This window comes from Salmonella sp. SAL04214, assembly GCF_046550615.1.
GTDB classification, from domain to species: domain Bacteria; phylum Pseudomonadota; class Gammaproteobacteria; order Enterobacterales; family Enterobacteriaceae; genus Salmonella; species Salmonella enterica.
Window position 1 is genome coordinate 218591 of the sequence record NZ_JBGDXT010000002.1, and the last position, 26250, is coordinate 244840.

Below are 26250 nucleotides of genomic sequence, written 5' to 3' on the forward strand. Positions count from 1 at the left end.
GAAGAGCTACTCTTGCGCCAACCCATAACTTACCTCCTCTGCCATGAGGCTTTACGATGAGCAAAGTAAAACAAGCCGATATCGACCGGCTGATTGACCTGGTCGGCGGGCGTGACAACATCGCCACGGTGAGCCATTGCATTACTCGCCTGCGCTTTGTGCTCCACCAGCCCGCGAACGCCAGGCCAAAAGAGATCGAACAATTACCGATGGTTAAAGGCTGTTTCACCAACGCCGGGCAGTTTCAGGTGGTGATCGGCACCGAAGTCGGCGATTACTATAACGCGCTGCTGGAGACCACCGGCAAAGCGTATGCTGATAAAGAGCAGGCCAAAAAAGCCGCTCGCCAGAACATGAAATGGCATGAGCAGTTAATTTCCCACTTCGCGGAGATCTTCTTTCCGCTACTACCGGCGTTGATCAGCGGCGGTTTGATCTTAGGCTTTCGTAACGTGATCGGCGATGTGCCGATGAGCAACGGCCAAACGCTGGCGCAGATGCATCCAGCGCTAAAAACGCTTTATGATTTTTTATGGTTGATCGGCGAAGCGATCTTTTTCTATCTGCCGGTGGGGATCTGCTGGTCGGCGGTGAAAAAAATGGGCGGCACGCCGATTCTTGGTATCGTGCTCGGCGTGACACTGGTGTCGCCGCAGTTGATGAATGCGTATCTGCTGGGCCAGCAAACGCCGGACGTCTGGAACTTCGGCTTATTTAGCATTGAGAAAGTGGGCTACCAGGCGCAGGTTATCCCGGCGTTATTGGCAGGGCTGGCGCTTGGGTTTATTGAAACGCAGTTGAAACGCATCGTGCCGGATTATCTCTACCTGGTCGTCGTCCCGGTGTGTTCGTTAATACTGGCCGTCTTTCTCGCCCACACCTTTATCGGCCCCTTTGGTCGTATGATCGGCGACGGCGTGGCCTTTGCGGTACGTTATCTGATGACCGGCAGTTTCGCCCCGATAGGCGCGGCGCTGTTCGGCTTCCTGTATGCCCCGTTGGTCATTACCGGCGTCCACCAGACAACGCTCGCTATCGATATGCAGATGATCCAGAGCATGGGCGGTACGCCAGTCTGGCCGCTGATTGCGCTGTCGAATATCGCGCAGGCCTCCGCCGTGGTGGGCATCATCATCTCCAGCCGTAAACACAATGAACGCGAGATCTCCGTTCCTGCCGCCATTTCCGCTTACCTTGGGGTAACCGAACCGGCGATGTACGGTATCAACCTGAAGTATCGTTTTCCAATGCTGTGCGCGATGATCGGCTCTGGTCTGGCGGGACTGCTCTGCGGTCTGAACGGCGTCATCGCCAACGGTATCGGCGTGGGCGGCCTGCCGGGTATCCTGTCTATACCGCCGCGCTACTGGCAGGTGTACGGCATGGCGATGGTTATCGCGATCGTTATCCCGGTGATTCTGACCACCTTTATCTATCAGCGTAAGCATCGTCAGGGCACATTACAAATTGTCTAATACTTCTTCGGGGCGCAGTTGCGTCCCAACGCACTTGCAGGAAACAACAATGACTATTCCCCTCTGGTGGCAAAACGGCGTTATCTATCAGATCTACCCGAAAAGTTTTCAGGACACGACCGGCAGCGGCACCGGCGATTTACGCGGCGTCACGCAGCACCTTGACTATCTACAGCGACTCGGCGTAGATGCCATCTGGCTCACGCCGTTTTATATCTCGCCGCAGGTGGATAACGGTTATGACGTCGCAAATTATACGGCTATCGACCCGACCTACGGCACGCTGGATGATTTTGACGAGCTGGTCGCGCAGGCGAAAGCACGCGGTATTCGTATCATCCTGGATATGGTGTTTAACCATACTTCTACCCAGCACGCCTGGTTTCGCGAAGCGCTGAACAAAGAGAGTCCATACCGTCAGTTTTATATCTGGCGCGATGGCACGCCGGAGGTCTGCCCGAATAACTGGCAATCCAAATTTGGCGGCAGCGCCTGGCGCTGGCATAGCCAGAGCGAACAATATTATTTACACCTTTTCGCGCCTGAACAGGCCGACCTGAGCTGGGAAAATCCCGCCGTGCGCGCCGAGCTGAAAAAGGTCTGCGAATTCTGGGCCGATCGCGGCGTGGATGGCCTGCGTCTGGACGTGGTGAACCTGATCGCCAAAGATCAGGATTTTCCTGACGATCCGACGGGCGACGGACGCCGCTTTTATACCGACGGGCCGCGCGCGCATACGTTTTTACGCGAAATGAACCGTGACGTTTTTACGCCGCGTAATCTGATGACGGTAGGCGAAATGTCCTCTACCACGCTGGAAAACTGCCAGCAATATGCCGCGCTTAGCGGCGACGAACTCTCGATGACCTTCAATTTTCATCATCTGAAGGTGGATTACCCCAATGGCGAAAAGTGGACGCTGGCAAAACCTGATTATGTGGCGCTGAAAGCGTTGTTCCGCCACTGGCAACAGGGGATGCATAACGTCGCCTGGAACGCGTTATTCTGGTGTAATCACGATCAGCCGCGCATCGTTTCCCGCTTTGGCGACGAGGGTGAATACCGGATTCCAGCCGCGAAAATGTTGGCGATGGCGCTGCACGGTATGCAAGGGACGCCTTATATCTATCAGGGCGAAGAAATCGGCATGACCAACCCACACTTTACCCGCATCACCGATTATCGCGACGTGGAAAGTCATAATATGTTTGCCGCGCTACGCGCCGCCGGGCGCGACCCCGACGAACTGCTGGCTATCCTGGCCAGTAAATCCCGCGACAACAGCCGCACGCCGATGCAGTGGGACAACGGTAAAAACGCCGGTTTCACCCAGGGCGAGCCGTGGATAAGCCTGTGCGATAACTATACGGAGGTTAATGTCGCGGCGGCATTACGCGATGAAAACTCGGTGTTTTACACCTATCAAAAGCTGATTGCGCTACGTAAAACCCAGCCTGTACTGATCTGGGGCGATTATCAGGATCTCCTCCCGGATAGCCCATCAGTATGGTGTTATCGCCGCCAGTGGCAGGGGCAAACCCTGCTGGTTGTCGCCAATCTGAGCGACCAGTGCCAGGAGTGGCATCCGCCGCATATCAAAGGACAGTGGCAGGCGCTACTGCATAATTATGGCGAGGTCGCCAGCCAGCCAGCGGCGATGACGCTCCGCCCATTTGAAGCCATCTGGTGGTTACAACGCTAACGCGACGTCCTTATACGGATAAACGCCACAAACCTATTGACACGGGCTGTGGCGTTGCTCCAGGTTACTGTCTGTTTTTGTTGAATAATTAATCAGATTTTTCTTGCTATCTTTTACAAACGCTACAGCGCCCGCCATCTGTACGCTCTGATTTTTACCTTGTTCTACATCAATAAAATTGCAAACATCCTTGATGCAAATCACTACATATAGACTTTAAAATGCACGCCGACCCAATATGTTGTATTAATTGACTACAATTGCTACAACACCTGTTCACTCGACACAAGGTGAATTGTGGATAACCTGGGTCAGGATTGCGGGAAGTCGTTGGAAAAGAGATGAATAAACCTGTTATGGCTTCCCCGGCCTCTGTGGATAACCTGTTCTTACAAATATGGAGTGATCATGACACCGCATGTGATGAAACGAGATGGCTGTAAAGTGCCATTCAAATCAGAGCGCATTAAGGAAGCCATTCTACGTGCAGCTAAAGCAGCGGGAGTCGATGACGCAGATTACTGTGCCACCGTCGCAGAAGTCGTTAGCAGCCAAATGAACGCACGCAGTCAGGTGGATATTAACGAGATCCAGACTGCGGTTGAAAACCAACTGATGTCCGGCCCGTACAAACAGCTTGCCCGCGCCTACATCGAATACCGTCACGATCGCGACATTCAGCGTGAAAAGCGTGGTCGTCTGAACCAGGAGATTCGCGGCCTGGTAGAGCAAACTAACTCCGCGTTGCTCAATGAAAACGCCAACAAAGACAGTAAAGTCATTCCCACCCAGCGCGATTTGCTGGCCGGGATTGTCGCCAAACACTATGCCCGCCAGCACCTGTTGCCGCGTGACGTAGTACAAGCGCATGAGCGCGGCGATATCCACTATCACGATCTCGACTATTCGCCGTTCTTCCCGATGTTCAACTGTATGTTGATCGACCTGAAAGGCATGTTGACCCAGGGCTTTAAGATGGGTAACGCCGAGATCGAACCGCCGAAATCAATCTCTACCGCCACTGCCGTTACCGCGCAGATTATCGCGCAGGTCGCCAGCCATATTTATGGCGGCACCACCATTAACCGTATCGACGAAGTGCTGGCGCCGTTTGTCACCGAAAGCTACAACAAGCACCGCAAAACCGCCGATGAGTGGCAGATCCCGGATGCCGAAGGGTATGCGCGTTCTCGCACCGAAAAAGAGTGCTACGACGCCTTCCAGTCGCTGGAATACGAAGTTAACACGCTGCACACCGCTAACGGCCAGACGCCTTTCGTGACCTTTGGTTTTGGCCTCGGCACCAGTTGGGAGTCGCGTCTGATCCAGGCGTCTATTTTGCGTAACCGTATCGCCGGTCTGGGTAAAAATCGCAAAACCGCCGTGTTCCCGAAACTGGTCTTCGCTATCCGCGATGGTTTGAACCACAAGTTTGGCGATCCGAACTACGACATTAAACAACTGGCGCTGGAGTGCGCGAGCAAGCGCATGTATCCGGACATCCTCAACTACGATCAGGTGGTCAAAGTCACCGGTTCGTTCAAAACGCCAATGGGCTGCCGCAGCTTCCTCGGCGTGTGGGAGAACGAAAACGGCGAGCAGATCCACGACGGGCGTAACAACCTGGGCGTGATTAGCCTTAACCTGCCGCGCATCGCGCTGGAAGCAAAAGGCGACGAAACCGCATTCTGGAAACTGCTGGATGAACGTCTGGCGCTGGCGCGGAAGGCGCTGATGACCCGTATCGCCCGCCTTGAAGGCGTGAAAGCCCGCGTCGCGCCTATCCTGTATATGGAAGGCGCCTGCGGCGTGCGGCTGAAAGCGGACGACGACGTGTCTGAAATCTTTAAAAATGGTCGTGCGTCCATCTCTCTGGGCTACATTGGTATCCATGAAACCATTAACGCGCTGTTCGGCGGCGAACACCTGTACGACAGCGAGCAGCTTCGCGCTAAAGGCATTGCAATTGTGGAGCGTCTGCGCCAGGCCGTGGATCAGTGGAAAGAAGAGACTGGCTACGGCTTTAGCCTGTACAGCACGCCAAGTGAAAACCTCTGTGACCGCTTCTGCCGTCTGGATACCGCCGAGTTCGGCGTAGTGCCGGGCGTAACCGATAAAGGTTACTACACCAACAGCTTCCACCTCGACGTGGAGAAGAAGGTTAACCCGTACGACAAAATCGATTTCGAAGCGCCGTATCCGCCGCTGGCGAACGGGGGTTTCATTTGCTACGGCGAATACCCGAACATTCAGCACAACCTGAAAGCGCTGGAAGATGTCTGGGATTACAGCTATCAGCATGTACCGTATTACGGCACCAACACGCCGATCGATGAATGCTACGAGTGCGGCTTTACCGGCGAGTTCGAATGTACCAGTAAAGGTTTCACCTGCCCGAAATGCGGCAACCACGACGCCGCGCGCGTCTCGGTCACCCGCCGCGTGTGCGGTTATTTAGGCAGCCCGGACGCACGCCCGTTTAACGCCGGTAAGCAGGAAGAAGTGAAGCGCCGCGTGAAGCATTTAGGCAATGGGCAGATAGGTTAATCCTCCGTTTGCAATGCGTAAATGCCGGATGGCGGTGTAAACACCTTATCCGGCCTATAACCGCTGGCTATAGTTCCAATTTCATGAGTTTCCTCTAAGCAGTTGGTGTTGTAGCAAGGCGGCAAACGAACGAATCCCAGGGAGCTTACATAAGTAAGTGACCTGGGTAAGTGAGAGCGGCCAACGCCGCTACAGCGCCAAATGCAACGAGGAAACATGAACTTTCACCAATACTACCCCGTAGACATCGTTAACGGCCCCGGCACCCGCTGCACCCTGTTTGTGTCAGGGTGCGTGCACGAATGTCCTGGCTGCTATAACAAAAGCACCTGGCGGCTGAACTCCGGCCAGCCGTTTACCAAAGAGATGGAAGATAAGATCATTGCCGATCTGAACGACACGCGCATTCACCGTCAGGGGATCTCGCTGTCGGGCGGCGATCCGCTGCATCCGCAAAACGTACCGGATATCCTGGCACTGGTACAACGCATCCGCGCAGAGTGCCCGGGGAAAGATATCTGGGTGTGGACCGGCTACAAGCTCAATGAACTCAACGCCGCGCAAATGCAGGTGGTCAATCTCATCAACGTGCTGGTCGATGGCAAATTTGTGCAGGATCTGAAAGACCCGGCGCTTATCTGGCGCGGTAGCAGCAACCAGGTAGTGCATCATTTGCGTTGATGCGGGGATATTGGGTCAAAACCGTTACTCGTCCGCTACTTTTACGCCCTTCTTTCGCCTCCTGCTTACAGGTATATGCATATGCCTATACATATGTCACGCACAGGCATATAATTAACTCCGACACTGGCCTATAACATCACGCCCACAAGGGCAGGAGACGACCATGCGAACCGTATCTGTATTTAAAAATGGCAATAACCGCGCGATCCGCCTTCCACGCGATCTGGATTTTGACGGCGTCAACGAACTTGAAATCTTCCGCGAAGGCGACACGATTATACTGCGCCCCGCCCGCCCTTCCTGGGGATCATTCCGTCATGAGGAAAAAGCCAGCCCAGACTTTCTGACGGAACGCGAAGACATCATCAGCGATGAGGGACGCTTTGAACTATGAGTAAAACCTACATGCTGGATACCTGCATCTGTTCTTTCATTATGCGCGAACAGCCGGAAGCTGTGCTGAAACGCCTTGAGCAGGCAGTGCTGCGCCGCCATCGTATTGTGGTGTCGGCGATTACCTACGCCGAAATGCGTTTTGGCTGTACGGGCAAAAAGGCCTCGCCGCGCCATGCCCAACTGGTTGATGCATTCTGTAGTCGCCTGGATGCCGTGCTGGCCTGGGACCGGGCGGCAGTGGATGCCACCACAGAGATCCGTGCCGTACTGGCCGCCGTCGGTACGCCGATTGGATCAAACGATGCGGCTATCGCCGGCCATGCCATTGCGTCCGGGGCGATACTGGTCACTAATAACGTGAGGGAGTTTGAGCGGGTACCGGGTTTGCAGTACGAAGATTGGGTAAAATAACCCGTGCTGGCATACCGACAAGTACATAAATCTTCTTAACAATGACGTGACGGGAAAGTGTCAAAAACGACTCACACACTCCATCGCGACCGTTTTAAATTGCGTAAAATTCTGACATGCGCAGAGGCGCGTCATAGCGCGTTCGCGCAGGAAAGTGACGAAAATATCGTAGATGGCCATCGCCTCTTCATATTCACTTTTGCTGATGGCGAGTAAAAAAATAACGTGCGCCGTTTCATCACCCCAGGCAATCCCCTGTGGCGCGAGCACCGTATAAACCACCGTTTTCTTCGCCAGCAGCCCCAGCGCGTGTGGCAAGGCAATCCCGTCGCCTAATAACGTACTGACGATAGCTTCACGTTCAATAACCGAATCGAGAAACGCCGCATCAACAAAGCCTTCCTCGTGCAACTGATCGCACAGCGTTTTAAACAGCGTCTGTTGATCTATTTCCCCTTCCACAATGCGAAAATGCGAGGCATCGAAATATTTATCCAGCATCCACGGACGGGTTCTGTCCACCAGCACCAGCTTACCGATCTGCTCCAATTGATAGTCGGTAGGAAAGGGGGCGATCATAATGACCGGTTTATCTTTTTCGCCGATCCGCGCCGTGGAAATCACAAAATCCTCCACAATACTGTCCCGCGCCTCATAGTCGCGTAGCGTCAAAGTGCGGGCTATCTCAATCTGCGGGTATTTCCGCGCCAGTACCGCTTCAATCATCCGCACCATCGCATTACCAGCATCACACACCAGCAGTACCTGCGGCTGCCGCTGGTAGCCAATGTTGTAACTACGTTCCAGCCCAACGCCAATATGCAGCACCAGAAAACCGATTTCGTTTTCGCTAATGGTATACGGCGTGTATTTTCCCCAACTCGATATCGCCGCCAATGTCATATCCCACGCCATCGGATAGTGCTGCTTAATATTTTCCAGTAGTGGGTTGGGGATCATGATCTGGTAGCGCACGCGGGTGATCATCGTTTTGATGTGGGTCAGCAAGTCCGCGTGAAGCTGTTTATCATTCAATAGGTTATAGTTGTACTGGGTATTAATAAAATTGAGGATATAGCGCACCAGCGCCTCTTCATTATCGGCATTAATGGCGCTGGGGGCAATCTCCTGTACCTGGCGGGCGGCAATATGCACCTTCAGCCAGCTTACTTCCGGCTCCGACAGCGGCTTGTCGGCCAGCTGTTGTAGTAGCTCCGCAATCTCATGCGCCGCATGGCGCACCTTTTCATCGACCTCCTCCGCCACGCATTCCGATAACGGATACCCCTCGCGAATACGCCGTACCGCCACCGCGCAGTATAAACGCAGAAACAGTTCGCTCTCATCGGTCAGGCGGATTTGACAATGAGAGAAAATATCCGGCAAAAGAGACTGCAGCCGTTGAGACACCTCGGTGTTCAGCGTGGTACTAACAATTAACGGATGGGAGGGCTCCTGCTGCGCCAGCGTCCATAAAAGGTCGGTCAGACAGGCGCGAATCGCCATCTCTCCGCCAAACAGTTTCATGCCATGACGCGGACGCGTTTCCAGCGTCAGATGATAACGCAGCAAATGCTCGCGCACGTCCGCCATGTCGTTCTGCAGCGTCGCACGGCTGACAAACCATTCATCTGCCAAATCCTCCAGCTTCAGCGAGAAGGCGGAGGTTAAAAAACGCGCCAGCAAATAGTGTATCCGCTCCTGGCTGGTGCGCGGACCGCGCGCCAGGGCGGGAGATTGCTGCGTTTGCAGGGATTGATAACGTGCCGGATCATCAATTTTGAGCTGATACCCGTTGCCGCGGCTGAGAGTAAATTGCGCGCCATGCGGCGTCAGCAACATGTTCAGCGCGGCGATATCCGCCCGAACGGTACGCGTGGAGACCGACAACCGCTGCGCCAGTTCGTCCTGCGGCAGCATCTCGTTTTGCAGCATCGCAAATAGCTGCGCTAAACGTTGGTTGGGGAATCGCACGTCTCTCTCCTCATGATTAGCCGACACGCGACCGGACGATAGCGAGTAACTGACGCACATCGTCCGCACGGGTGTTGCCGCTCACCTTATCAATAATCGAACTATAAATGTGAGGAATGATTTTGCTTACACCTGCATCAAGGGCGATGTGCAGAATCTCGGCGAAGTTTTCCAGATCGATACCGCCCGTCGGTTCCAGCCAGAAATCATGGCGGGCGCAGGCCTCAGCTACCGCTTTATACTCGTCGCGACAGGTGAGCCCTCCCATCGGAAAGTATTTAACGGAGCTGCCGCCCATGTCTTTGAGTAGCGCAATCGCCGTTTCTATGGGTACGATGCCGTCCGGCGCGCGGCTACTTAGCGGGCCGGTGGAAATTTTCACCAGTCCCGGCGTGCCGGTCGGCGAGACAAGACCGTTCACCACCGTCTCATTTTGCCCCAGCAGCGCCCGGCTGGCCCCTACGCCGGTAAACACCTGGTTGACATGCTGCGGCTGTACCTGACGCGAGATTTCGCTCACCATCGCCGACTGGTTAGGATCGCCTGCCCCCAGTCCGACGGAGAGCGCATTGTCGATAAGCGCCGCATATTCACGCATATCCGCGACTGCGCTTGCCACATCCGGATAGTTTTTGGAGAGCACGCCAACCAGCACATGACCTTCCGCCGCCGCGTAGATTTCCCGGGCGTTATCTTTCGAACCGGCCAGTACGTTCAGGCAAACGCGATCGCGGTAAAAGTTAGGGGTCAGTTTCATGCTTGTTTCTCCTGATTAATCACCTCGCCAATACGACGCGCCACAATCGCTAACTGCGCGCGATCGACGCTGCGGACATCCGCTTCAATAATTCCTTCGTTGGCTTTGTATCCGCGAAAGTAAATCGCGTATTCCCCTTGCTTCAGCGCGTCTACCAGTTCGCCAGTGGCGATGCCGGTAACGGCTTCATCAAACTTAATTTCCGTGCGCGCGATGTCGCGTCCGGCGCTGTCCCACACCACACGGGCGCTGACGCCGTTAAACGTGTTCAACGTGTCGATAAAGGGCGCCATTTTTTCTACCATCTCCGCGCCGCTCTCTTTTTGCGCCCGCAGGTACAATTCAATGGCACAGGTCAGGCCAACAATTCCCTCTTTGCCGACCTTCATCGCCCGGCCTATGCCCGCTGACTGACGTTTTACCCACTCAACATACTGCGTTTTACCAATCACCAGCCCGCTGGTCGGCCCTTCAATCGCTTTCGCGCCGCTATAGATAACGAGATCTGCGCCCACGCGGTAGTAGCACTGCAAATCTTCTTCCGCCGCCGCGTCCACAATCAGCGGGAGATTATGCGTACGCGCCACCACCGCAGCCTGCTCCACGCTGAGCATACTTTTCTGTACGCAGTGGTGAGATTTGATATAGAGAATAGCCGCCGTGCGCGGCGTAATGGCCGCCGCCAACTGCGCGGCGGAACATTCGTTGGCGTAACCGGCTTCCACCAGTTTGCCGCCGCCCAGCGCCACCATCGTTCCCACCGGCGCGCCAAAGTTGACGTTGTGGCCCTTTGGCAGGACGATTTCGTTATTTTCAATCGGTGTAACGTGCAGGTTTTCCAGCAGCCAGTCGCTGTCCTGAACCAGTACCGCGGCAACCGACTGGGCAAGACCCGCACTGGCGCAGGAGACTACCGTCGCCCCTTCCACCTCCAGCAATTTCGCAATGTACTCGCCGGTTTTATTCACCAGATCTTTCATCTCGAAATACTGATTCATTCCGGCCATCGCCGCGTCTATCACTTCCGGGCGCGGCGTAGAGACGCCGAGCGCCGTCATACGTCCGGAGACGTTAATCACCTGTTTTAATTGATACTTCTCAAAAATCGAAGGCATGTTCCGCGCTCCCTTGTTCGGTCATATAGCCCTTGCCTGCGCGTATCGCGGCAAGCGGCGTCAGCAATTCTTCAGCCTGTAAGCTGTCGTTTTCCGCGTCTACCAACACGGTGGGCTGGCGTTTAAGTGTAAAGAGGGTCAGGTCGGCATCCAGACCAGGCTGAAGACGACCTTTGGTTTTCAGATTCAGGCTATCGGCGGCATTGGCCGTCACGCACGCAATGACCTGCGGCAGCGACATGCCGATGGTGAGGAATTTCGACATCACATTAGCCAGCGAATGCACCGGGCCATTGATGCGGTTACGGCAGTAGATATCGGAACTGATGGTATGCGGTAAAATCCCCAGGCTAATGGCGCGTTTCGCCACCGCAAAGCTCAGGCTGGCGGTACCATGTCCGACGTCCAGACGCACGCCGCGCGCCAGCGCTCGTGTCACCGAGGCGCGCAGCTCGCCTTCCGGCGTCAGAATACGGTTCGGCTTACCGTTGTAACAGTGGGTAATGATATCGCCCGCCGTCAGACGCTCCGCTATTTCGTCCAGATCCGGCGGGTTATTGCCAATATGCACCATCAACGGCAGGTTGCCGTTTTCTTGCTGCATGGCTTTAGCGCGTTCCAGCGGCGTGATGCCGTTAACGCCTACCACGCTGCTGCTCATCCGCGCCTTGAGGCCGACGATAAAATCCGGGTGGCGTTTTACCGCCTGCCGGACCGCATCGGCGTCAATATTGGCCATGTTAGCCAGCTCGTTTTGGGCAATAAGCCCAACGCGTGAAACATTCAATAGCGCATAAACGTCGGTGGTCGCGTCACGGGTCAGGGTGTAAAAATCGTCAATATCATCTGCGCCAGTGCTGCCTGCATCCACCACTGTGGTAACGCCAGTGGCAATACCCACGCTGTCCGGTTCGTCGTGGTAAATCGGCGATGTCGGGTAGCAGTGAACGTGAGAATCAATCCAACCCGCGCTGACAAAACACTCGCCGCGCAGGTCAATGGTTTTCAGCGCCGGACCATCAACGTCACCCAACGCCGCGATTTTGCCATCTTGCAGGGCAATATTAGTCAGCGTGTCATCGACCAGACGCGCATGGCGCAGGAGTAAATCAAACATCGCTCTCTCCTTTGCCGGATGGCGGCGCAACCGCCTTATCCGGCCTACAAATCAACAATTAGCTAATCGCAACCGGGAAGATGGAACCGAGGATCATCGCGCCTAAAATCGCGCCGCCGGTAATCGGCTTCTGCCAGATATAAAACAGCAGCGCGCCCACCAGAGAGCCCAGACCAATGGGAATCGATGCCGTCATGGCGCTGAGGATAATCAACGGCCCCAGAAAACGGCCTGAAGTGTTACCGGCCCCCATCATGACGTCCGCTCCGTACGTGGAGTCGCTCTGATTGATGGTGAACTTACGCGCCAGAATAATGATGTAGCCAATCGCCAGGCCAATCACCAGACCGGTTATCAGCGAAGCGATAAAGTTCGCCACCGGGAAGACAAAGCCAGCCCCCAGCAGTAACGCCGGAACCCCTAAGCCCACGCCAGTCTGAATTGCCCCGCCGATATCCAGAATTCCGACCAGCGAACCTTCGATAATGCGGGCAAATAAAAAGCTGGCGCCGAAAGCGGCGACCGCGCCGTAGACGCCGGTATCCATCCCCGCTTTCAACATCGCCACAAAAGCAACTTCGTTAAATGCGCCGATACCGTACAGATAGTACATATGCGTCCCGGCGAAAACGCCGGAGGAGAGCAGGCCAACAAAGATCGGGAACGACCAGTCGGCATACCAAAAACCTTTATTCTCTTCCATTGTGGCCTCCGTTATTTGCCGCTGAGCGAGTTGTGGATCAGTTCAAGCCAGTTCGGTACCGTCATGTTGAAAGACTCGATCATTTTCATGTCGAAGCCGCGGAAGAAGCCGCTCAACACAAACAGCAAAACGATGGCGACCATCATCACTTTGGTGACATGGTTCCAGCCGCTCTCTTCTACGCCTTTGCCGATCAAAATACCCAGTACCAACCCCGGTACGGCGTTCCCCATGATGAGCTGCGCCGCGCCGCCGAAAACGGTGGCCCAGAAGCCCGATTTTTTACCAGCGTCGATCGCCGCTAACCAGAAGATCACAGGCATGACGATGTTGACCAGCAGGTTTGCCGCCGGTACCAGCACCTTAACCGCCGTCACCTGTAGCGCTTCTGGCACGGATGAGGCGGTCAGGTTAAGGAACGTCACGACGATCATGCCGATGACGGCGCAGGCGATCGCCATTTTTTTCGGGTCGTGCAGCGTCTCGCCGACGTTACGGTTTTTGATCATTAGCGCCGCCGCGCCCCAGTTAGGGATGATGCGGTGATCGACATCCTGGGTGAACGATCCGGCCGCCACAGACGAGGCCCAGGCGTTAAAGAAGAACCCCAGCCCAAAGGAGAAGTGAGATGCCGGGTCGCCTTCACAAGAGTTGAGTTCGCCCAACGTACGGAACGCGCCCATCCCCTGCGTGGTTGGCGCGTGAAACATGCGTGCAGCCCCAGCGCCCACCCCTACGCCGACCAGCGCGCCGATAATGAGCGATTTAATTAGTATTATCAGGAACATAACTATGCCTTTTTAATAAAAATCAGCGTTTCGCGACGAAATCCACCCTGTCGAGATTGATGGCGGTCACGTTGACGGTCACATCCAGCTCCACGCTGTAAGTGCGTCGTTCCCGGCGCAAAAAGAAAAACAGAAAGGCCTCTTTACGCACCGACTCATGCGCCTGAACAATCCGCACATCCTGTGGCTCAATACGCAGTAAGATATACGGCGACTCTCTCATCACCGCCGACTGAACATGGTTCAGCGCATCGGCAAAGGCGCGTGCTTTGGCGTCGCCCTTGCCTTTTACTCTCACCGTGGTGGTGAATTGCTCTTTCATCATCAGGCGCCGTATTTCTTTTGCCACGCCTGCACCAGGCGCTCGCCGAGCTCTTCTTTATCCATAAAGCCGAAACCCAACACGTTGCAGCCTTCATTAATAGCGGTGACGCCTTCATCCACTGACCGCATGCCATATTTGGCTTTGTAGCCATGCTTGTTTTGCGCGGTGATAGCGCCCGCGCCGCCGCTGCCGCAAAATGAAATGCCGAAGGTGGCGTTTTCCGCTTTCATCACATCGCCCAGCTTCATGTCTGCCGCGACGCCCGGTACGACGACCGCGCGACCGCCCGCTTTTTCCACGCCTGCCGCCACTTTCTGGCCTTTACCCAGGCGATCGCCAATCACGACGGTAATCTGTTCCATTTTTTGCTCCTTAGAGGTTGTCTTTCGCGACTTCAAAATGTACCGATAATAGCCAGGCCTCTTCGTCAGGAAGGTTGCCAAACGCCGCCACGATTTCGCGGGCGAGCGCCATTGATTCGGCTGAGATTTCATCAAACAAGCTGGCATCGACTTCCGGTAAAGGCTCGCCGGTAATTGACCGGTGCGCCATCGCGCGAACGTGCGAGGTCAGCATTTGCGTCTGTACCGCATTGGGGACAATGTGATGCCGCCCCAGCAGGCCATCCACCTGCGTTAACACCTGTTCAGCCAGTTCGTTAATTCGCTCACCAGCATCGTGTTTTACTGCTCCGTTATCCACGCGTCTCACCCCGTTAATGGCAATGAGATAAAACTAGCGGTAAGGGTTAAAAGTTTGTAGCGAGTTATTTTCCACCTCGAAGTGGAAACGCGAGTGGGATAGGTGATCTGCGCCACAGAAAAGGCGGCATTAATGAATTATCGCCGGGAAAGTGTGAGATCTATCGCAGCATAAAGAGGAAATGGCGAAACAATAACGTTGTCGTATAAAGTGAGAAAGTGTGATGGGTATTACATTTTGCCGGATGGCGACCTGCGGATAAAGCGAAGCCGCCATCCCACAAAAATTAACGATACTTCTTATGATACGTATTGCGGGTGGTTTTTAGCGCTTCCGCCGCCGCTTTCGCTTCTTTAACGTTACCTTCGTTCGCCAGCTTCAGCGCGCCATCAATTTGGCCGACCAGAATGTCAAAACCGTGACGAAAATCCTTCATTTCCGGGCTATCCGGCGCTTTATCTTCCAGCTTTGGCGGCGTAGCTTTTTGAGCATCCAGCGCGGCCGCGCGCATTTTGGTTAATGCCGCTTTCAGTTCAGGGGCACTATCCGTTTTCTCAACAACTTTCAGGTTATCATTGAGAATATCCATATTATCTTCAAGATCGGCAGCAAAAACAGCCGAACCGAATACCAGCGATGACACAGCAAGAATAGCTAACAGGCTTTTACGCATTGCTCACTTCCTTTTTTATTATTAACGATAAGTGTAATACCCTGAATAATTCGGGTCGCAGGCAGCCAACGCGCCTGCAGCCTGAAGTATGACGGGTATTATTGTCCGGCGATTTTCATCTCCGGTAACAATACCGAACCACACTGTATATTACTGCGCGTTTCAATATCATCACCTACGGTGACAATATTACGCCACATCTCTTTTAAATTACCGGCAATGGTAATTTCACTTACCGGGTACTGGATTTCACCATTTTCAACCCAGAATCCCGCAGCGCCGCGGGAGTAGTCGCCGGTAATACCGCTGACGCCCTGGCCCATCAGTTCCGTCACCACCAGGCCGGTGCCCATCTCTTTTAGCAACTGCTCAAAGTTCAGCCCCTGCCCGGCGATACGCCAGTTATGAATGCCGCCGGCATGACCGGTACTTTTCAGCCCCAGTTTGCGGGCAGAATAGTTGGTCAGCAACCATTGCGTCAGTACGCCATCCTTCACAATGTCCCGGCGCTCCGTACGCACGCCTTCGCTGTCGAACGGTGAAGACGCCAGCCCTTTTAGCAGATGCGGGTGTTCTTCGATGGTTAACCATTCCGGCAGAATTTGTTTGCCCAGCGAGTCGAGCAGAAAAGTGGATTTACGGTAGACCGCGCCGCCGGCAATCGCCCCGACCAGATGACCAAATAGCCCTGTCGCCACTTCATTGGCGAAAATGACCGGCGCTTTCATGGTGGAGAGCTTGCGCGGCGACAGGCGGGATAAGGTGCGGCGCGCGCACTCGGCCCCGACCCATTCCGGCGCTTGCAGATCCGCCATTGCCCGACCGATGGTGTAAGCGTAATCACGCTCCATGTCGCCGTTCTCTTCAGCGATGACGCAGCTTGAGAGCGAATGGCGCGTGGAGCAATATCCCTGCAACATGCCGTGACTGTTGCCGAACACTTTAATGCCGTAATGGCTGTTAAAGCTCCCGCCTTCGGTATTGGTGATGCGTTTATCCGCCTTTAGAGAAGCCTGTTCCGCACGCGCGGCCAGTTCAATGGCTTCGTCTGGCGTAACCTCTGCCGGGTGGAACAAGTCCAGATCCGGCGCGTCAAACGCCAGCAGTTCTTTGTCCGCCACGCCTGCGCACGGGTCCGGCGACGTGTAACGCGCGATATCCAGCGCGGCCTGCACGGTACGGGCAATCGCCTGCGGGCTTAAATCCGTCGAAGAGGCGCTGCCTTTGCGGTTCTGGTGATACACCGTAATGCCCAGCGCGCCGTCGCTATTAAATTCGACATTCTCTACTTCACCATAACGGGTGCTGACGCTAATGCCGGTGGTCTTGCTGACGGCGACTTCCGCCCCATCCGATTTGCCTGAGGCTAACTCCAGCGCTGTCGAAACTGCTTCTTCCAGAATCTTACGCTGCGCTTCAACTTGTGAGATTACTTTCATTGCAAATGCCATAATGTAGAGAGAGTTTCTCTGAAGTCTAACAGAGAACCGTTTTTCAGTGCGCATCTTAACTGGTAACATTAGCCTCTTTTTTTAAGGAGCCTGACATGACAAAGCAGCCCGAAGACTGGCTCGACGACGTTCCCGGTGATGACATCGAAGACGAAGACGATGAAATTATCTGGGTCAGTAAAAGTGAAATTAAACGCGATGCCGAGGAATTAAAACGCCTGGGCGCGGAACTGGTGGATCTGGGGAAAAACGCGCTGGATAAGATCCCGCTGGACGCCGATCTGCGCGACGCCATTGAACTGGCCCAGCGTATCAAAATGGAAGGACGCCGCCGCCAGTTGCAGCTTATCGGAAAAATGCTGCGCCAACGCGACGTTGAACCTATTCGCCAGGCGCTGGACAAGCTGAAGAACCGCCATAATCAGCAGGTGGTGCTGTTTCACAAGCTTGAGCATCTGCGCGATCGTCTGATCGTCGAAGGCGATGACGCGGTAGCCGAAGTACTGGCCCTGTGGCCGCACGCCGATCGTCAACAGCTTCGTTCATTGATCCGCAATGCGAAGAAAGAGAAAGAAGGCAACAAACCGCCGAAATCAGCGCGTCAGATCTTCCAGTATCTGCGCGAGCTGGCGGAAAACGAAGGGTAATTGCCGCAAATGACCGCGCCAGCCTGTGGCGCGGTACAGGCAAATCCACCCGTTTTTAACGTCCGAGTAGCTCCCGCTCGATCCGCTCGCGCGTTTCCACCGCCTGAACACTCATTTTTTCAGGATAACCAAACAGCGACGTGGTGATAATTGCCTCACCCCCCACCTTAAACGTGCGGTTTGCAAAATCCATTTCACGCAGCGCCTGGAATAGCGCGTCAAAATCGACCTCACCTTCTCCCAGCCCGATGTGCTGATGAATCGTCGCATTCACGCCAGGCGGGTTCATGATATAGCGGCAGGGAAGCGTGTGGTTGTGCGTATCGGCCAGCAGAACATGCGAAAGATCGGCCCCGGCATAGTTCAGCATCCTTGCGACGTCGCCCTGCCCTTTATCGTAAAAGAAGCCATGCGGTGCGCTGTACAGATAGGTCACGTTATCACTACGCAAAGACTGCACCATGTCGACCGTCTCATCGTTCAGTTCGCAGAAATCCCAGGGGTGAGACTGAATTTCGATTCGAATTCCCTCTCGTTCCACGATCGGCAGCAGTTCCTCCATGGAGCGATACCACATCTCTTCACAAATCTCCGGCTCATCCGGCGTCCCGGAAAGCTCGGTATTAATCACCTGTACGCCCATATCAACGGCAATCTCAATCATCCGCTTCCAGTTGGTTACCGCGGCGCGCCGACGCTCTTCATCGGGGCCGGACCAACGATAAACCACAATAAATGACGAGATTTCCACACCGTAGTTCTGCAAGGCGCGTTTATACTCCTGCATGGTATCGCGACCAGCTTTAGGGTGTTTATAAAACGGATTAATACGCGGGTGCGGCGACTGCTCAATATATTTATACCCCCACTCGGAAACCTGCCGTACCATTTGGGTAATGGGTAAATGTTTAATAACATCGACATCAAAAGCAATTTTCATTGTAAATACCACGCTGCGGAAACTGAAAACGGTCACCTGGAAATTAGCTGTATCATTGCAACAGCAATGACACGCTGCGATTAATTTGTTCCTCTATTTCCGCCTCACTCCAGGAAGCCAACTGGGAAGAAAAAGGTTCAAAAGCGTAAATACCGCGATATCCCATATTTTCCAGACGCTGCACCTGCTGGTAATTCTGCATTACATCCTTTTCACTCAGCATAATACGCTGCTCATCAGCCAATGCTTCCGTTGGTCGGGTGTCTTCCACACCGGACAAATGCACCAACCCGATAGCAGAAATATCAATGCGCGACGCAAACTCCTTTTCGGCCTCTTCGTACAGATGATGATGGAAGGTATCCAGCAAAACCTTAAAGGGGGAACCTGCTTCCCGGATCAGTTGCTGAGCCCAGACGGCAGAACGCAGCGAACTTACGCGGAATCCCAAAGGTTCAACCAGCCCCTGAATATCATACCGGGCAAAGAGATCGCTCAGTCGTTTTATTGCCTCAACCGTAACCTCCGGCGGCACAATCGTTCCATCATTCAGCGGACAAAGAACTAATGCCCGCGCGCCGACTCCCTGTGCGTCTCGTAATAATCCTTCCGTTTTTTTTACGACCTCCTCGGTCAGTTGGTTGAAGGGATAGACCGCATTAATTGTGACAATTTCAAGTCCATACTTTTCTGCCAGGTTACGCACCTGATTATAATTCAAGTCATCAGTAACGCTGCCGCTTGGCATATCATTACGCAATTCCACTTTATTAAAATCAAGACGTTTAACCAGTCGAAAGAATGCTTCTATGCTTAGACCCGGTGCAATTTTCCGGTTAATACAAAACCGTGTTTTTTCGATATTCATTATTTTCTCCCTGAACGTATATGAGTGGGTAAATAACCGTAATCCGTTAGTACAATTTAACGTAGGGTGAAAAAACCGGCTTTATCAATCTTGATAAAAACCGGTTTAATTTAGTGATGAACATCACAGGCTATAAGGGATTTTTGAAGAATATTTGAAGCTATTTCTCGCCAGGTACTTTAAGAAACTGCACCAGAATGCCGCTGAATAAATAGAGCCCCGCCATAGTATACATCACCACGCCGGTGCCGAACCCTGCCAGAACAGAGACCAGCGCTGGCCCAACGAAATTCCCCAGGCCGGAGCCAAAGTTCACGGCCGAGTTCGCCGCCCCCTTCTTATCCGGCGCCATCATCGGCACCAGCGGCGTCATTGGCACAAAGCCAGCCAGCCCGGCTCCCCACAAACACATCGCCAGCATAAAGGCGACATAGTTATGCCCCCATATCATCGGCACCCAGTAAACAATCAGCGTAGCGACACCGGTCAGGATGCTGCCAAAAATCTGGATGGTTCGGCGAAAACCAATTTTATCGCCCATCCAGCCAAAGATAATGTTGAAGACCTGGTTAGAGATAAAGGTAATCCCCCAAATACTCGCCCATTCCTCAAGCGTAAAGTGCTTATCCAGCAGAAATAGAGGTAATACGACAACAAAACCATAGGTGCCAAGACCGTTAATAGTTTTGACAATCACCGCCAGACCGATCCGTGGCCGTTCATACATAATGGAGATACCCGCAGATAACTCTTTGAAGACCGGCGTCGTTCGCGGTTTCAGAATGAATTCATTGCGTTCCAGCACCAGCATGAAGAGAACCCCCAGCAGCGCAACGCCCATCCCGGCCCACATCACGTTGATATGCCCCAACGCAGGAATTAACGACGCCGCCACCACCGGCCCAATGATGGTAAAACCAAGGTTATAGACCACCCAAAATAGCGAGGTGCCGATCCCTTGCTGGTGATTATCCAACTGGATGGTCAGGCGTACCAGGAAGGAGTAACAGACCAGCGGATACCCCACGCCACGCAGCATATAGGTCACGAGAATGGCGCCAAAATCATGGCTGGGTAGCGCAAAGTTCAGAAACGCGACGGAAGCCAGAAGATAGACGATAAAACCGGTAACCATCACCTTTTTAGGACCAAAAACGTCCACACAGACGCCGGATAGCCAGGAGGTGATCGCGACCACAATCCCATACCCGGCAAAAATCTGCCCGATATGCGCTTGATCAAATCCCTGCGTATTTAACCAGGCAGATAACCAGCTGTTCTCAATACAGCCGCCCAACATAAATAAAAATGTTCCCAGGTAGCTCCAGATAAACTTACCTGGTTTTATATAAAATGTCTGGGGCAGCGTTGCCTGCATTTCTTTCATTTTATTACCCTCGGTATAGAAAAGCTCTCACACTTTTCAGTGCGAGAGTTTATTCATTATTAACAGATGCAGTTAAAGATAAATATCGCTTGTTATTTTCACCGGCAGCCCGCTTTTTAATGATTGCTGCGCGGCAATAGCGATACGCTGGGCCAATAATGCGTCTTCGCCGGTACAGACAACCGGCGTATGATGCAGGACTGAATCAATAAAGTGTAATATTTCCGTTCGGTAAGCTTCGCGATAACGAACCGTGAAATCAGGAAGGGGATTTTTCATTATGCAGTGCTGGCTGTTGAAAACTTTCACCGTCGATTCACTAACGTTATCCGCATACGCCATCCCTTCTGAGCCAAAAACCTCCACCCGTTGGTCATAGCCATATACCGCCCGACGGCTGTTATCAATGAGCGCGTAGCCGCCGTTTCTGAAAGTCAGCATCACCGCAAGCGTATCAACATCATCAATATTTTTCAGGCTGGGATCAATCAGCGTATTGCCCTTAACATAGACTTCGCTGACTTCATCCTGCATCATAAAACGAGCCATATCAAAGTCATGCATGGTGAAGTCAAAAATCAGACCGCCAATACGTTTGATCAGATCATGGGGTAGCAGGTCCGGATCGCGGGAGGTGATTTTTATCATCTGGGGCCGACCAATCTTGCCGCTGCGCACCAGCTCAAAGACCTCGTGAAACTGAGGATCAAAACGGCGGTTAAAGGCAACCTGCAGCGTCACCCCCTTCTCTTTCACTTTTCTCAGCACCGCCATTGAGGCCTGCTCATCTTCATTCATGCTGAGCGGTTTTTCACAAAAAATGTGCTTCCCCGCCTGCGCTGCCGCCGTGACGATCTCTTCGTGCATATCCGTTGAGGTGAAAATAAAAACTGCCTCTATATCATCACGCTGTAAAAGTTCCTGATAATTTTTATACCCTGAAGTTATATTTACCGAATAAAGCCAATCGCTCATCTCCTCAATAAAATAATCGGCGGCGCAGATAATATCTAATTGAGGCAGTAAATACATATTTTCAACATGCATTTTACCTACCCGACCAAGGCCAATAACACCACATCGAAGCTTTTTCATTCGTACCTCTTAATCTCATGAATAGTAAATTTAAAACCGCAAAAGAAAAGCATCCGTAATTCTGCGAAAAACGGATCGTTTTATTTTGCCGTTCTGAAAAGCAAACAATGCGTTGACGCTGTATCGTTCAGGTTGCAGAACAATAACCACACCTCTGCAACCTGAACGACGGCAAATTAATCAGTACTGCCGGGCCTGTCCGATATGTTCCTCAAGCATACGCGCTACCGCCTGGATACGTTCGCTACGGGATACCTGCGCCCCGCCAACGCGCCACCAGCTCAGGTACTTATGCACCATCGTTTTGGGAAGCACTTTTATGTCTATCAGCGTGCTCACGGTCTGTTTACGAGCATCTTCCAACGCTTCATGTAGTTGTTCAATGGTGGTGACGCGATAGCTTTTACAGCCATATCCTTCAGCGATGCGAGCGAAATCGACCGGGATAAACCCGCCTTCCTGACGACCGCTCTCCTGCTGATGGAAACGAAACTCGGTGAAGTAACTGTCCATACCGTGTTCCATTTGCAGATTATTGATACAGCCGTTGGTCATGTTATCGAGCAAAATGACGGTAATCTTTTTCCCCATCTGGACGGAAGTGACCAACTCAGAGTGCAGCATCATGAACGAACCGTCGCCCACGAAGCTGTACACCTCGCGCTCCGGCTGCGCCAGTTTGGCCCCCAATGCGGCATTGACTTCGTAGCCCATACAGGAGTAGCCGTACTCGACGTGGTAATCATTCTCGCCGCGGCTTTGCCAGACACGCTGGAGGTCGCCCGGCAGGCTGCCCGCCGCCGCCACCACCAGCGCGTTTTCCGGCAACATCCGGTTAAGCACGCCCAACACGCGCGTCTGGGTCAGCCACGACCGCGTAATCTCATTAAACTCTTCAAACACCTTTTGAGTATCCATATGATCCTCAATTTCAGGTTTGAAGTCCTCTCCGCTATATTCCACAGCATAGACGCGCTCAACTTCCGCCATATATTGCGAGCGGACGCGGTGAATAGTCTCACCCCATTGCGAAGCATAATGCTCCTGGGCCAGCCGTTCGCTAAGCTGCGTCAGGGCGACGCGAGCGTCACCCTGCATCTGTACGCCATCCAGCTTGAAGACATCAAAGCGGCTAACGTTGATATTTAAGTAGCGCACGTCGGGATTCTGGAAGATCCACTTTGAGGAGGTGGTGAAATCGGTATAGCGCGTCCCCACACCGATAATCAGATCGGCTTCCTGCGCCAGCAGATTCGCCGCCAGTGAACCGGTTTCGCCAATCCCGCCGACGTTCAGCGGATGTGCAGAACTGAGCGCTCCCTTGCCAGCCTGGGTTTCAGCAATCGGCAGATGACAGCGTTCGGCAAATCTCAGCAGCGCCTCTTCAGCCTGCGAGTACTTCACGCCCCCGCCGCAAACGATCAGCGGCCGCTGGTGGCGGCGAATCAGCGCAACCGCCTCGTTCAGCATCGGCTCCGTCGGCGCGTGACGCTCAAGACGATAGACCCGGCGAGCGAAAAAATAATCCGGATAATCCCAGGCTTCACCCTGCACATCCTGTGGCAGGCAAAGCGTCACGGCCCCCGTATCCGCCGGATCGGTTAACACCCGCATCGCGCTGATACAGGCGCTCATTAGCTGTTCCGGACGCGTAATGCGATCCCAGTAGCGGCTAACTGCACGGAAAGCGTCATTGGTGCTCAGCGTCAGATCGTGTTCTTGTTCAACCTGTTGCAAAACCGGGTCGGGTTGACGAGATGCGTACACATCGCCCGGCAGCAAAAGCAGTGGAATACGGTTAGCCGTCGCGGTCGCCGCTGCGGTGATCATATTGGCGGCCCCTGGCCCCACTGAGGAGGTGCAGGCATAAATCTGATGGCGACGCATCTGGCGGGCAAACCCCGTCGCGATATGCGCCATTCCCTGTTCGTTACGCCCTTGATGAACGCTAAGTTGGCCACAGTCCTCTTCCAGCGCTTGCCCCAATCCGACGACGTTCCCGTGGCCAAAAATGGCGAAAATCCCTTTTACAAATTTGATTTCGCTGCCGTCTACGTCGATGTACTGATTATCAAGAAAGCGCACCAAAGCCTGCGCCATGGTCAACCTGATTGTTTTCATGTACCCCACCTGCTTTTATCAACCGTTCGGCTGTCGTTGCCTGCTTATGCATCGCTTCAGCCCCAAAAACACAGAGACTTATCATAGGATCAAAATTTCCGTTCTCACAATTATATGGAATTTATATTTCATTTATGGGAAGGAGATCAAAAAACGGTTAAAAAATTTCGCCATTCAGGCGTATTTTTCATGAAAATGAAATTTATCTTCCATGTGCTTTTAAAAGAAATAACACATTAATAATCAATCAATTAAAACAAAAAAACACAACAAAAAACGATCATACGCGTTGCCCGGAAATGCCATTTCTGTGATCTTGTTCAAACAATAAATGAAAACATTATTTCCATTTTTATTGAAAATGAAATCACCAAACCTTAGTATGGGCAAAAATAACACCGTCTTCTGTTAGGGGATATGTCAATGAATAAAGCAGTCAGTAGTGAGCAAAAGCCGCTGGACGTTATCTGTCTGGGACGAGTCGCCGTTGATTTGTATGGTCAACAAATCGGGTCGCGGCTGGAGGATATGACGACTTTCGCTAAATATTTAGGGGGATCGTCAGGCAATGTTGCCTACGGCACGGCCATTCAGGGATTACGTTCCGCTATGCTGGCCCGCGTCGGCGATGAGCATATGGGACGTTTCGTTCGTGAAGAATTAAACCGCGTTGGTGTGGATACGCAGTGCCTGCTGTCGGATCGCGATCGTCTGACCGCGTTGGTGATCCTCGGCATTAAAGATCAGGACACCTTTCCTCTGATCTTCTACCGCGATAACTGCGCGGACATGGCGCTAACACCCGAGGATATCCGCGAAGATTACATCGCTTCTTCACGCGCATTAGCCGTCACCGGTACCCATCTTTCTCACCCCAATACGCGCGCCGCCGTTCTTAAAGCGCTGGAGTATGCGCAAAAACACGGGCTGCGGCGGGCGCTGGATATCGACTACCGCCCCGTACTGTGGGGTCTGACGTCGCTAGGAGACGGTGAAACACGTTTCATCGCCTCATCACAGGTTACCGAACAGCTCCAGCAGGTATTGCGCCATTTCGATCTGATCGTTGGGACCGAAGAAGAATTCCATATCGCCGGCGGCAGTACCGACACGCTGACCGCCCTGCGGCGCGTCCGTCAGTTGACCCAGGCCGTACTGGTGTGCAAACGCGGCGCGCTGGGCTGCTCAGTCTTTGAAGGCAACATCGCCGATGACTGGTCGCAGGTGAAGATACATAGCGGCGTTCGCGTAGACGTTCTGAACGTTCTGGGCGCGGGCGATGCCTTTATGTCAGGACTGCTGCGGGGATACCTGAACGATGAAAGCTGGGAGCAAGCCTGCCGTTATGCAAACGCCTGCGGCGCGTTAGTGGTATCGCGCCACGGTTGTGCCCCCGCCATGCCAACCAAAAAAGAGCTGGACGACTACCTCGTGCGTGAACAATCCATCACCCGGCCAGACAAAGACCTGCGGCTGAATCACCTTCATCGGGTCACAACCCGTAAACAGCACTGGCCGGAGCTGTGCGTATTCGCCTTTGACCATCGCAAGCAACTGGTGGATATCGCAAATGAAGTCGGCGCCAGTGAATCCGCAATCCCCCCCCTGAAGATGCTACTGCTGGAAGGGGCACGTCAGGCGGCGCTTGAGGCCGGTTTACAGAATAATAGCGGCATCCTTGCCGATACCACCTTTGGTCAGCAGGCGCTTAACGACGTGACCGGCCAGGGATGGTGGATTGGCCGACCGGTTGAGATGCCCGGTTCGTATCCGCTGAAGCTGGAACATGGCGATATTGGCTCTCAGCTTGTCAGCTGGCCGCAAGAGCACGTCGTGAAATGTCTGGTCTTCTATCATCCACTCGATGCAGAGTCGGTACGTCTTGAACAAGAGGCGCTCATTGACGAGGTTTACCGCGCCTGCTGCCAGTCTGGTCACGATCTGCTGCTGGAAGTCATCTTGCCGCGCGATGCGGCAGACCAAAATGAGCAATACTATCCCCAGATTGTGGAACGTTTTTATCAACTGGGGATCCTGCCGGACTGGTGGAAACTGCCGCCGTTGAGCCCTGATCGTTGGCGAGAAATCAGCCAGCATATTGAGCATTATGACCCTGAATGTCGCGGTATATTGATACTTGGCCTGGACGCACCGGAAAGCGAGTTGAAGTCAGGATTCGCCGCAGCAGCGGATATGCCCTGGGTGAAAGGTTTCGCCGTCGGCCGGACCATCTTTGGCGAACCGTCTCGCCAGTGGTTAGGCGGCCAGCTTAACGATGAACAGCTCATCGCAACGGTGAAACAAAAATACCGCATGCTTATCGACTACTGGCGCGAATACCGCCCGGCACGTTAATGCCTGCCTCATCACGC

The 26250-nt window shown here is 53.5% G+C and carries 24 protein-coding genes; 8 read left to right on the plus strand and 16 right to left on the minus strand.

Features of this window, described 5'->3' with window-relative positions:
* The first annotated feature begins 56 nt into the window (after positions 1-56).
* The 6 genes from treB (at position 57) to ACLJQD_RS04265 (ending at position 7215) form a co-directional block, all read left to right on the plus strand.
* Positions 57-1475: a PTS trehalose transporter subunit IIBC gene (gene treB, locus ACLJQD_RS04240; protein WP_001651372.1), complete on the plus strand. Its 1419-nt coding sequence runs from the start codon at positions 57-59 to the stop codon at positions 1473-1475.
* A gap of 49 nt (positions 1476-1524) precedes the next feature.
* Positions 1525-3177 (plus strand): alpha,alpha-phosphotrehalase, encoded by a 1653-nt coding sequence (gene treC / locus ACLJQD_RS04245; RefSeq protein ID WP_017441189.1) that lies wholly within the window; start codon positions 1525-1527, stop codon positions 3175-3177.
* Positions 3178-3585: 408 nt separating this feature from the next.
* Positions 3586-5724: an anaerobic ribonucleoside-triphosphate reductase gene (gene nrdD / locus ACLJQD_RS04250; RefSeq protein ID WP_000187821.1), complete on the plus strand. Its 2139-nt coding sequence runs from the start codon at positions 3586-3588 to the stop codon at positions 5722-5724.
* 216 nt (positions 5725-5940) lie between these two features.
* On the plus strand, positions 5941-6405 hold the full coding sequence (nrdG, locus tag ACLJQD_RS04255; RefSeq protein WP_017441190.1) for an anaerobic ribonucleoside-triphosphate reductase-activating protein: 465 nt from the start codon (positions 5941-5943) through the stop codon (positions 6403-6405).
* Positions 6406-6571: 166 nt separating this feature from the next.
* Positions 6572-6802 (plus strand): type II toxin-antitoxin system VapB family antitoxin, encoded by a 231-nt coding sequence (gene vapB / locus ACLJQD_RS04260; RefSeq protein ID WP_001261294.1) that lies wholly within the window; start codon positions 6572-6574, stop codon positions 6800-6802.
* Positions 6799-7215 carry a type II toxin-antitoxin system VapC family toxin gene (locus ACLJQD_RS04265; protein ID WP_017441191.1) on the plus strand — a complete coding sequence of 139 codons (417 nt, stop codon included), beginning with the start codon at positions 6799-6801 and terminating at the stop codon, positions 7213-7215. The genes vapB and ACLJQD_RS04265 overlap by 4 nt, the downstream gene beginning before the upstream one ends.
* A gap of 60 nt (positions 7216-7275) precedes the next feature.
* Here ACLJQD_RS04265 and ACLJQD_RS04270 read toward each other — a convergent pair whose 3' ends face one another.
* The 11 genes from ACLJQD_RS04270 to pmbA form a co-directional block, all read right to left on the minus strand.
* The gene (locus ACLJQD_RS04270) at positions 7276-9189 is read right to left on the minus strand and encodes a BglG family transcription antiterminator (protein ID WP_023242878.1); all 1914 of its coding nucleotides are present in this window, start codon (positions 9187-9189) and stop codon (positions 7276-7278) included.
* Between the two features lie 16 nt (positions 9190-9205).
* Positions 9206-9946: a 2-dehydro-3-deoxy-phosphogluconate aldolase gene (gene dagF, locus ACLJQD_RS04275; protein ID WP_023229489.1), complete on the minus strand. Its 741-nt coding sequence runs from the start codon at positions 9944-9946 to the stop codon at positions 9206-9208.
* Positions 9943-11061, minus strand: coding sequence for a DgaE family pyridoxal phosphate-dependent ammonia lyase (locus ACLJQD_RS04280; RefSeq protein ID WP_001139194.1), 1119 nt, complete (start codon positions 11059-11061; stop codon positions 9943-9945). Before ACLJQD_RS04280 ends, dagF begins: the two co-directional genes overlap by 4 nt.
* Entirely contained in the window at positions 11045-12178 is a 1134-nt protein-coding gene (locus ACLJQD_RS04285) for an amidohydrolase/deacetylase family metallohydrolase (RefSeq protein ID WP_017441192.1), read from the minus strand. Before ACLJQD_RS04285 ends, ACLJQD_RS04280 begins: the two co-directional genes overlap by 17 nt.
* 58 nt (positions 12179-12236) lie before the next feature.
* Positions 12237-12881, minus strand: coding sequence for a DUF4310 family protein (locus tag ACLJQD_RS04290; protein WP_000392128.1), 645 nt, complete (start codon positions 12879-12881; stop codon positions 12237-12239).
* A gap of 11 nt (positions 12882-12892) precedes the next feature.
* Positions 12893-13669: a DUF4311 domain-containing protein gene (locus tag ACLJQD_RS04295; RefSeq protein ID WP_000478578.1), complete on the minus strand. Its 777-nt coding sequence runs from the start codon at positions 13667-13669 to the stop codon at positions 12893-12895.
* Between the two features lie 22 nt (positions 13670-13691).
* Positions 13692-13994: a DUF4312 family protein gene (locus ACLJQD_RS04300; protein WP_000975187.1), complete on the minus strand. Its 303-nt coding sequence runs from the start codon at positions 13992-13994 to the stop codon at positions 13692-13694.
* Positions 13994-14356 (minus strand): SFCGS family glycine-rich protein, encoded by a 363-nt coding sequence (locus ACLJQD_RS04305; protein ID WP_000435389.1) that lies wholly within the window; start codon positions 14354-14356, stop codon positions 13994-13996. Before ACLJQD_RS04305 ends, ACLJQD_RS04300 begins: the two co-directional genes overlap by 1 nt.
* 10 nt (positions 14357-14366) lie before the next feature.
* Positions 14367-14705 carry a glycine dehydrogenase gene (locus ACLJQD_RS04310; RefSeq protein WP_001255103.1) on the minus strand — a complete coding sequence of 113 codons (339 nt, stop codon included), beginning with the start codon at positions 14703-14705 and terminating at the stop codon, positions 14367-14369.
* Positions 14706-14982: 277 nt separating this feature from the next.
* Complete coding sequence (cybC, locus tag ACLJQD_RS04315; protein ID WP_001232231.1) at positions 14983-15369, minus strand: cytochrome b562; 387 nt, start codon at positions 15367-15369, stop codon at positions 14983-14985.
* A 98-nt stretch (positions 15370-15467) separates the two neighbouring features.
* Entirely contained in the window at positions 15468-16820 is a 1353-nt protein-coding gene (gene pmbA / locus ACLJQD_RS04320; protein ID WP_000852994.1) for a metalloprotease PmbA, read from the minus strand.
* Positions 16821-16915: 95 nt separating this feature from the next.
* Here pmbA and yjgA point away from each other — a divergent pair, with 95 nt between their 5' ends.
* The gene (yjgA, locus tag ACLJQD_RS04325) at positions 16916-17467 is read left to right on the plus strand and encodes a ribosome biogenesis factor YjgA (protein WP_017441193.1); all 552 of its coding nucleotides are present in this window, start codon (positions 16916-16918) and stop codon (positions 17465-17467) included.
* 55 nt (positions 17468-17522) lie between these two features.
* Here the strand turns inward: yjgA and iolH are convergent, their stop codons facing one another.
* From iolH to iolD, 5 genes are all read right to left on the minus strand, one after another.
* Entirely contained in the window at positions 17523-18407 is an 885-nt protein-coding gene (gene iolH, locus ACLJQD_RS04330) for a sugar phosphate isomerase/epimerase IolH (RefSeq protein WP_000683955.1), read from the minus strand.
* Between the two features lie 52 nt (positions 18408-18459).
* Complete coding sequence (gene iolI2, locus ACLJQD_RS04335; RefSeq protein WP_001019382.1) at positions 18460-19275, minus strand: 2-keto-myo-inositol isomerase IolI2; 816 nt, start codon at positions 19273-19275, stop codon at positions 18460-18462.
* A 160-nt stretch (positions 19276-19435) separates the two neighbouring features.
* Positions 19436-20662, minus strand: a complete 1227-nt coding sequence (locus tag ACLJQD_RS04340) for an MFS transporter (protein WP_000661780.1) — start codon at positions 20660-20662, stop codon at positions 19436-19438.
* A gap of 72 nt (positions 20663-20734) precedes the next feature.
* On the minus strand, positions 20735-21757 hold the full coding sequence (gene iolG2, locus ACLJQD_RS04345; RefSeq protein ID WP_000736098.1) for a D-chiro-inositol-2-dehydrogenase IolG2: 1023 nt from the start codon (positions 21755-21757) through the stop codon (positions 20735-20737).
* A gap of 180 nt (positions 21758-21937) precedes the next feature.
* Positions 21938-23878: a 3D-(3,5/4)-trihydroxycyclohexane-1,2-dione acylhydrolase (decyclizing) gene (gene iolD / locus ACLJQD_RS04350; protein WP_000849472.1), complete on the minus strand. Its 1941-nt coding sequence runs from the start codon at positions 23876-23878 to the stop codon at positions 21938-21940.
* Positions 23879-24295: 417 nt separating this feature from the next.
* Between iolD and ACLJQD_RS04355 the strand changes: the two genes are divergently transcribed.
* Positions 24296-26233 (plus strand): bifunctional 5-dehydro-2-deoxygluconokinase/5-dehydro-2-deoxyphosphogluconate aldolase, encoded by a 1938-nt coding sequence (locus ACLJQD_RS04355; RefSeq protein WP_077907226.1) that lies wholly within the window; start codon positions 24296-24298, stop codon positions 26231-26233.
* The last annotated feature ends 17 nt before the right edge of the window (positions 26234-26250 follow it).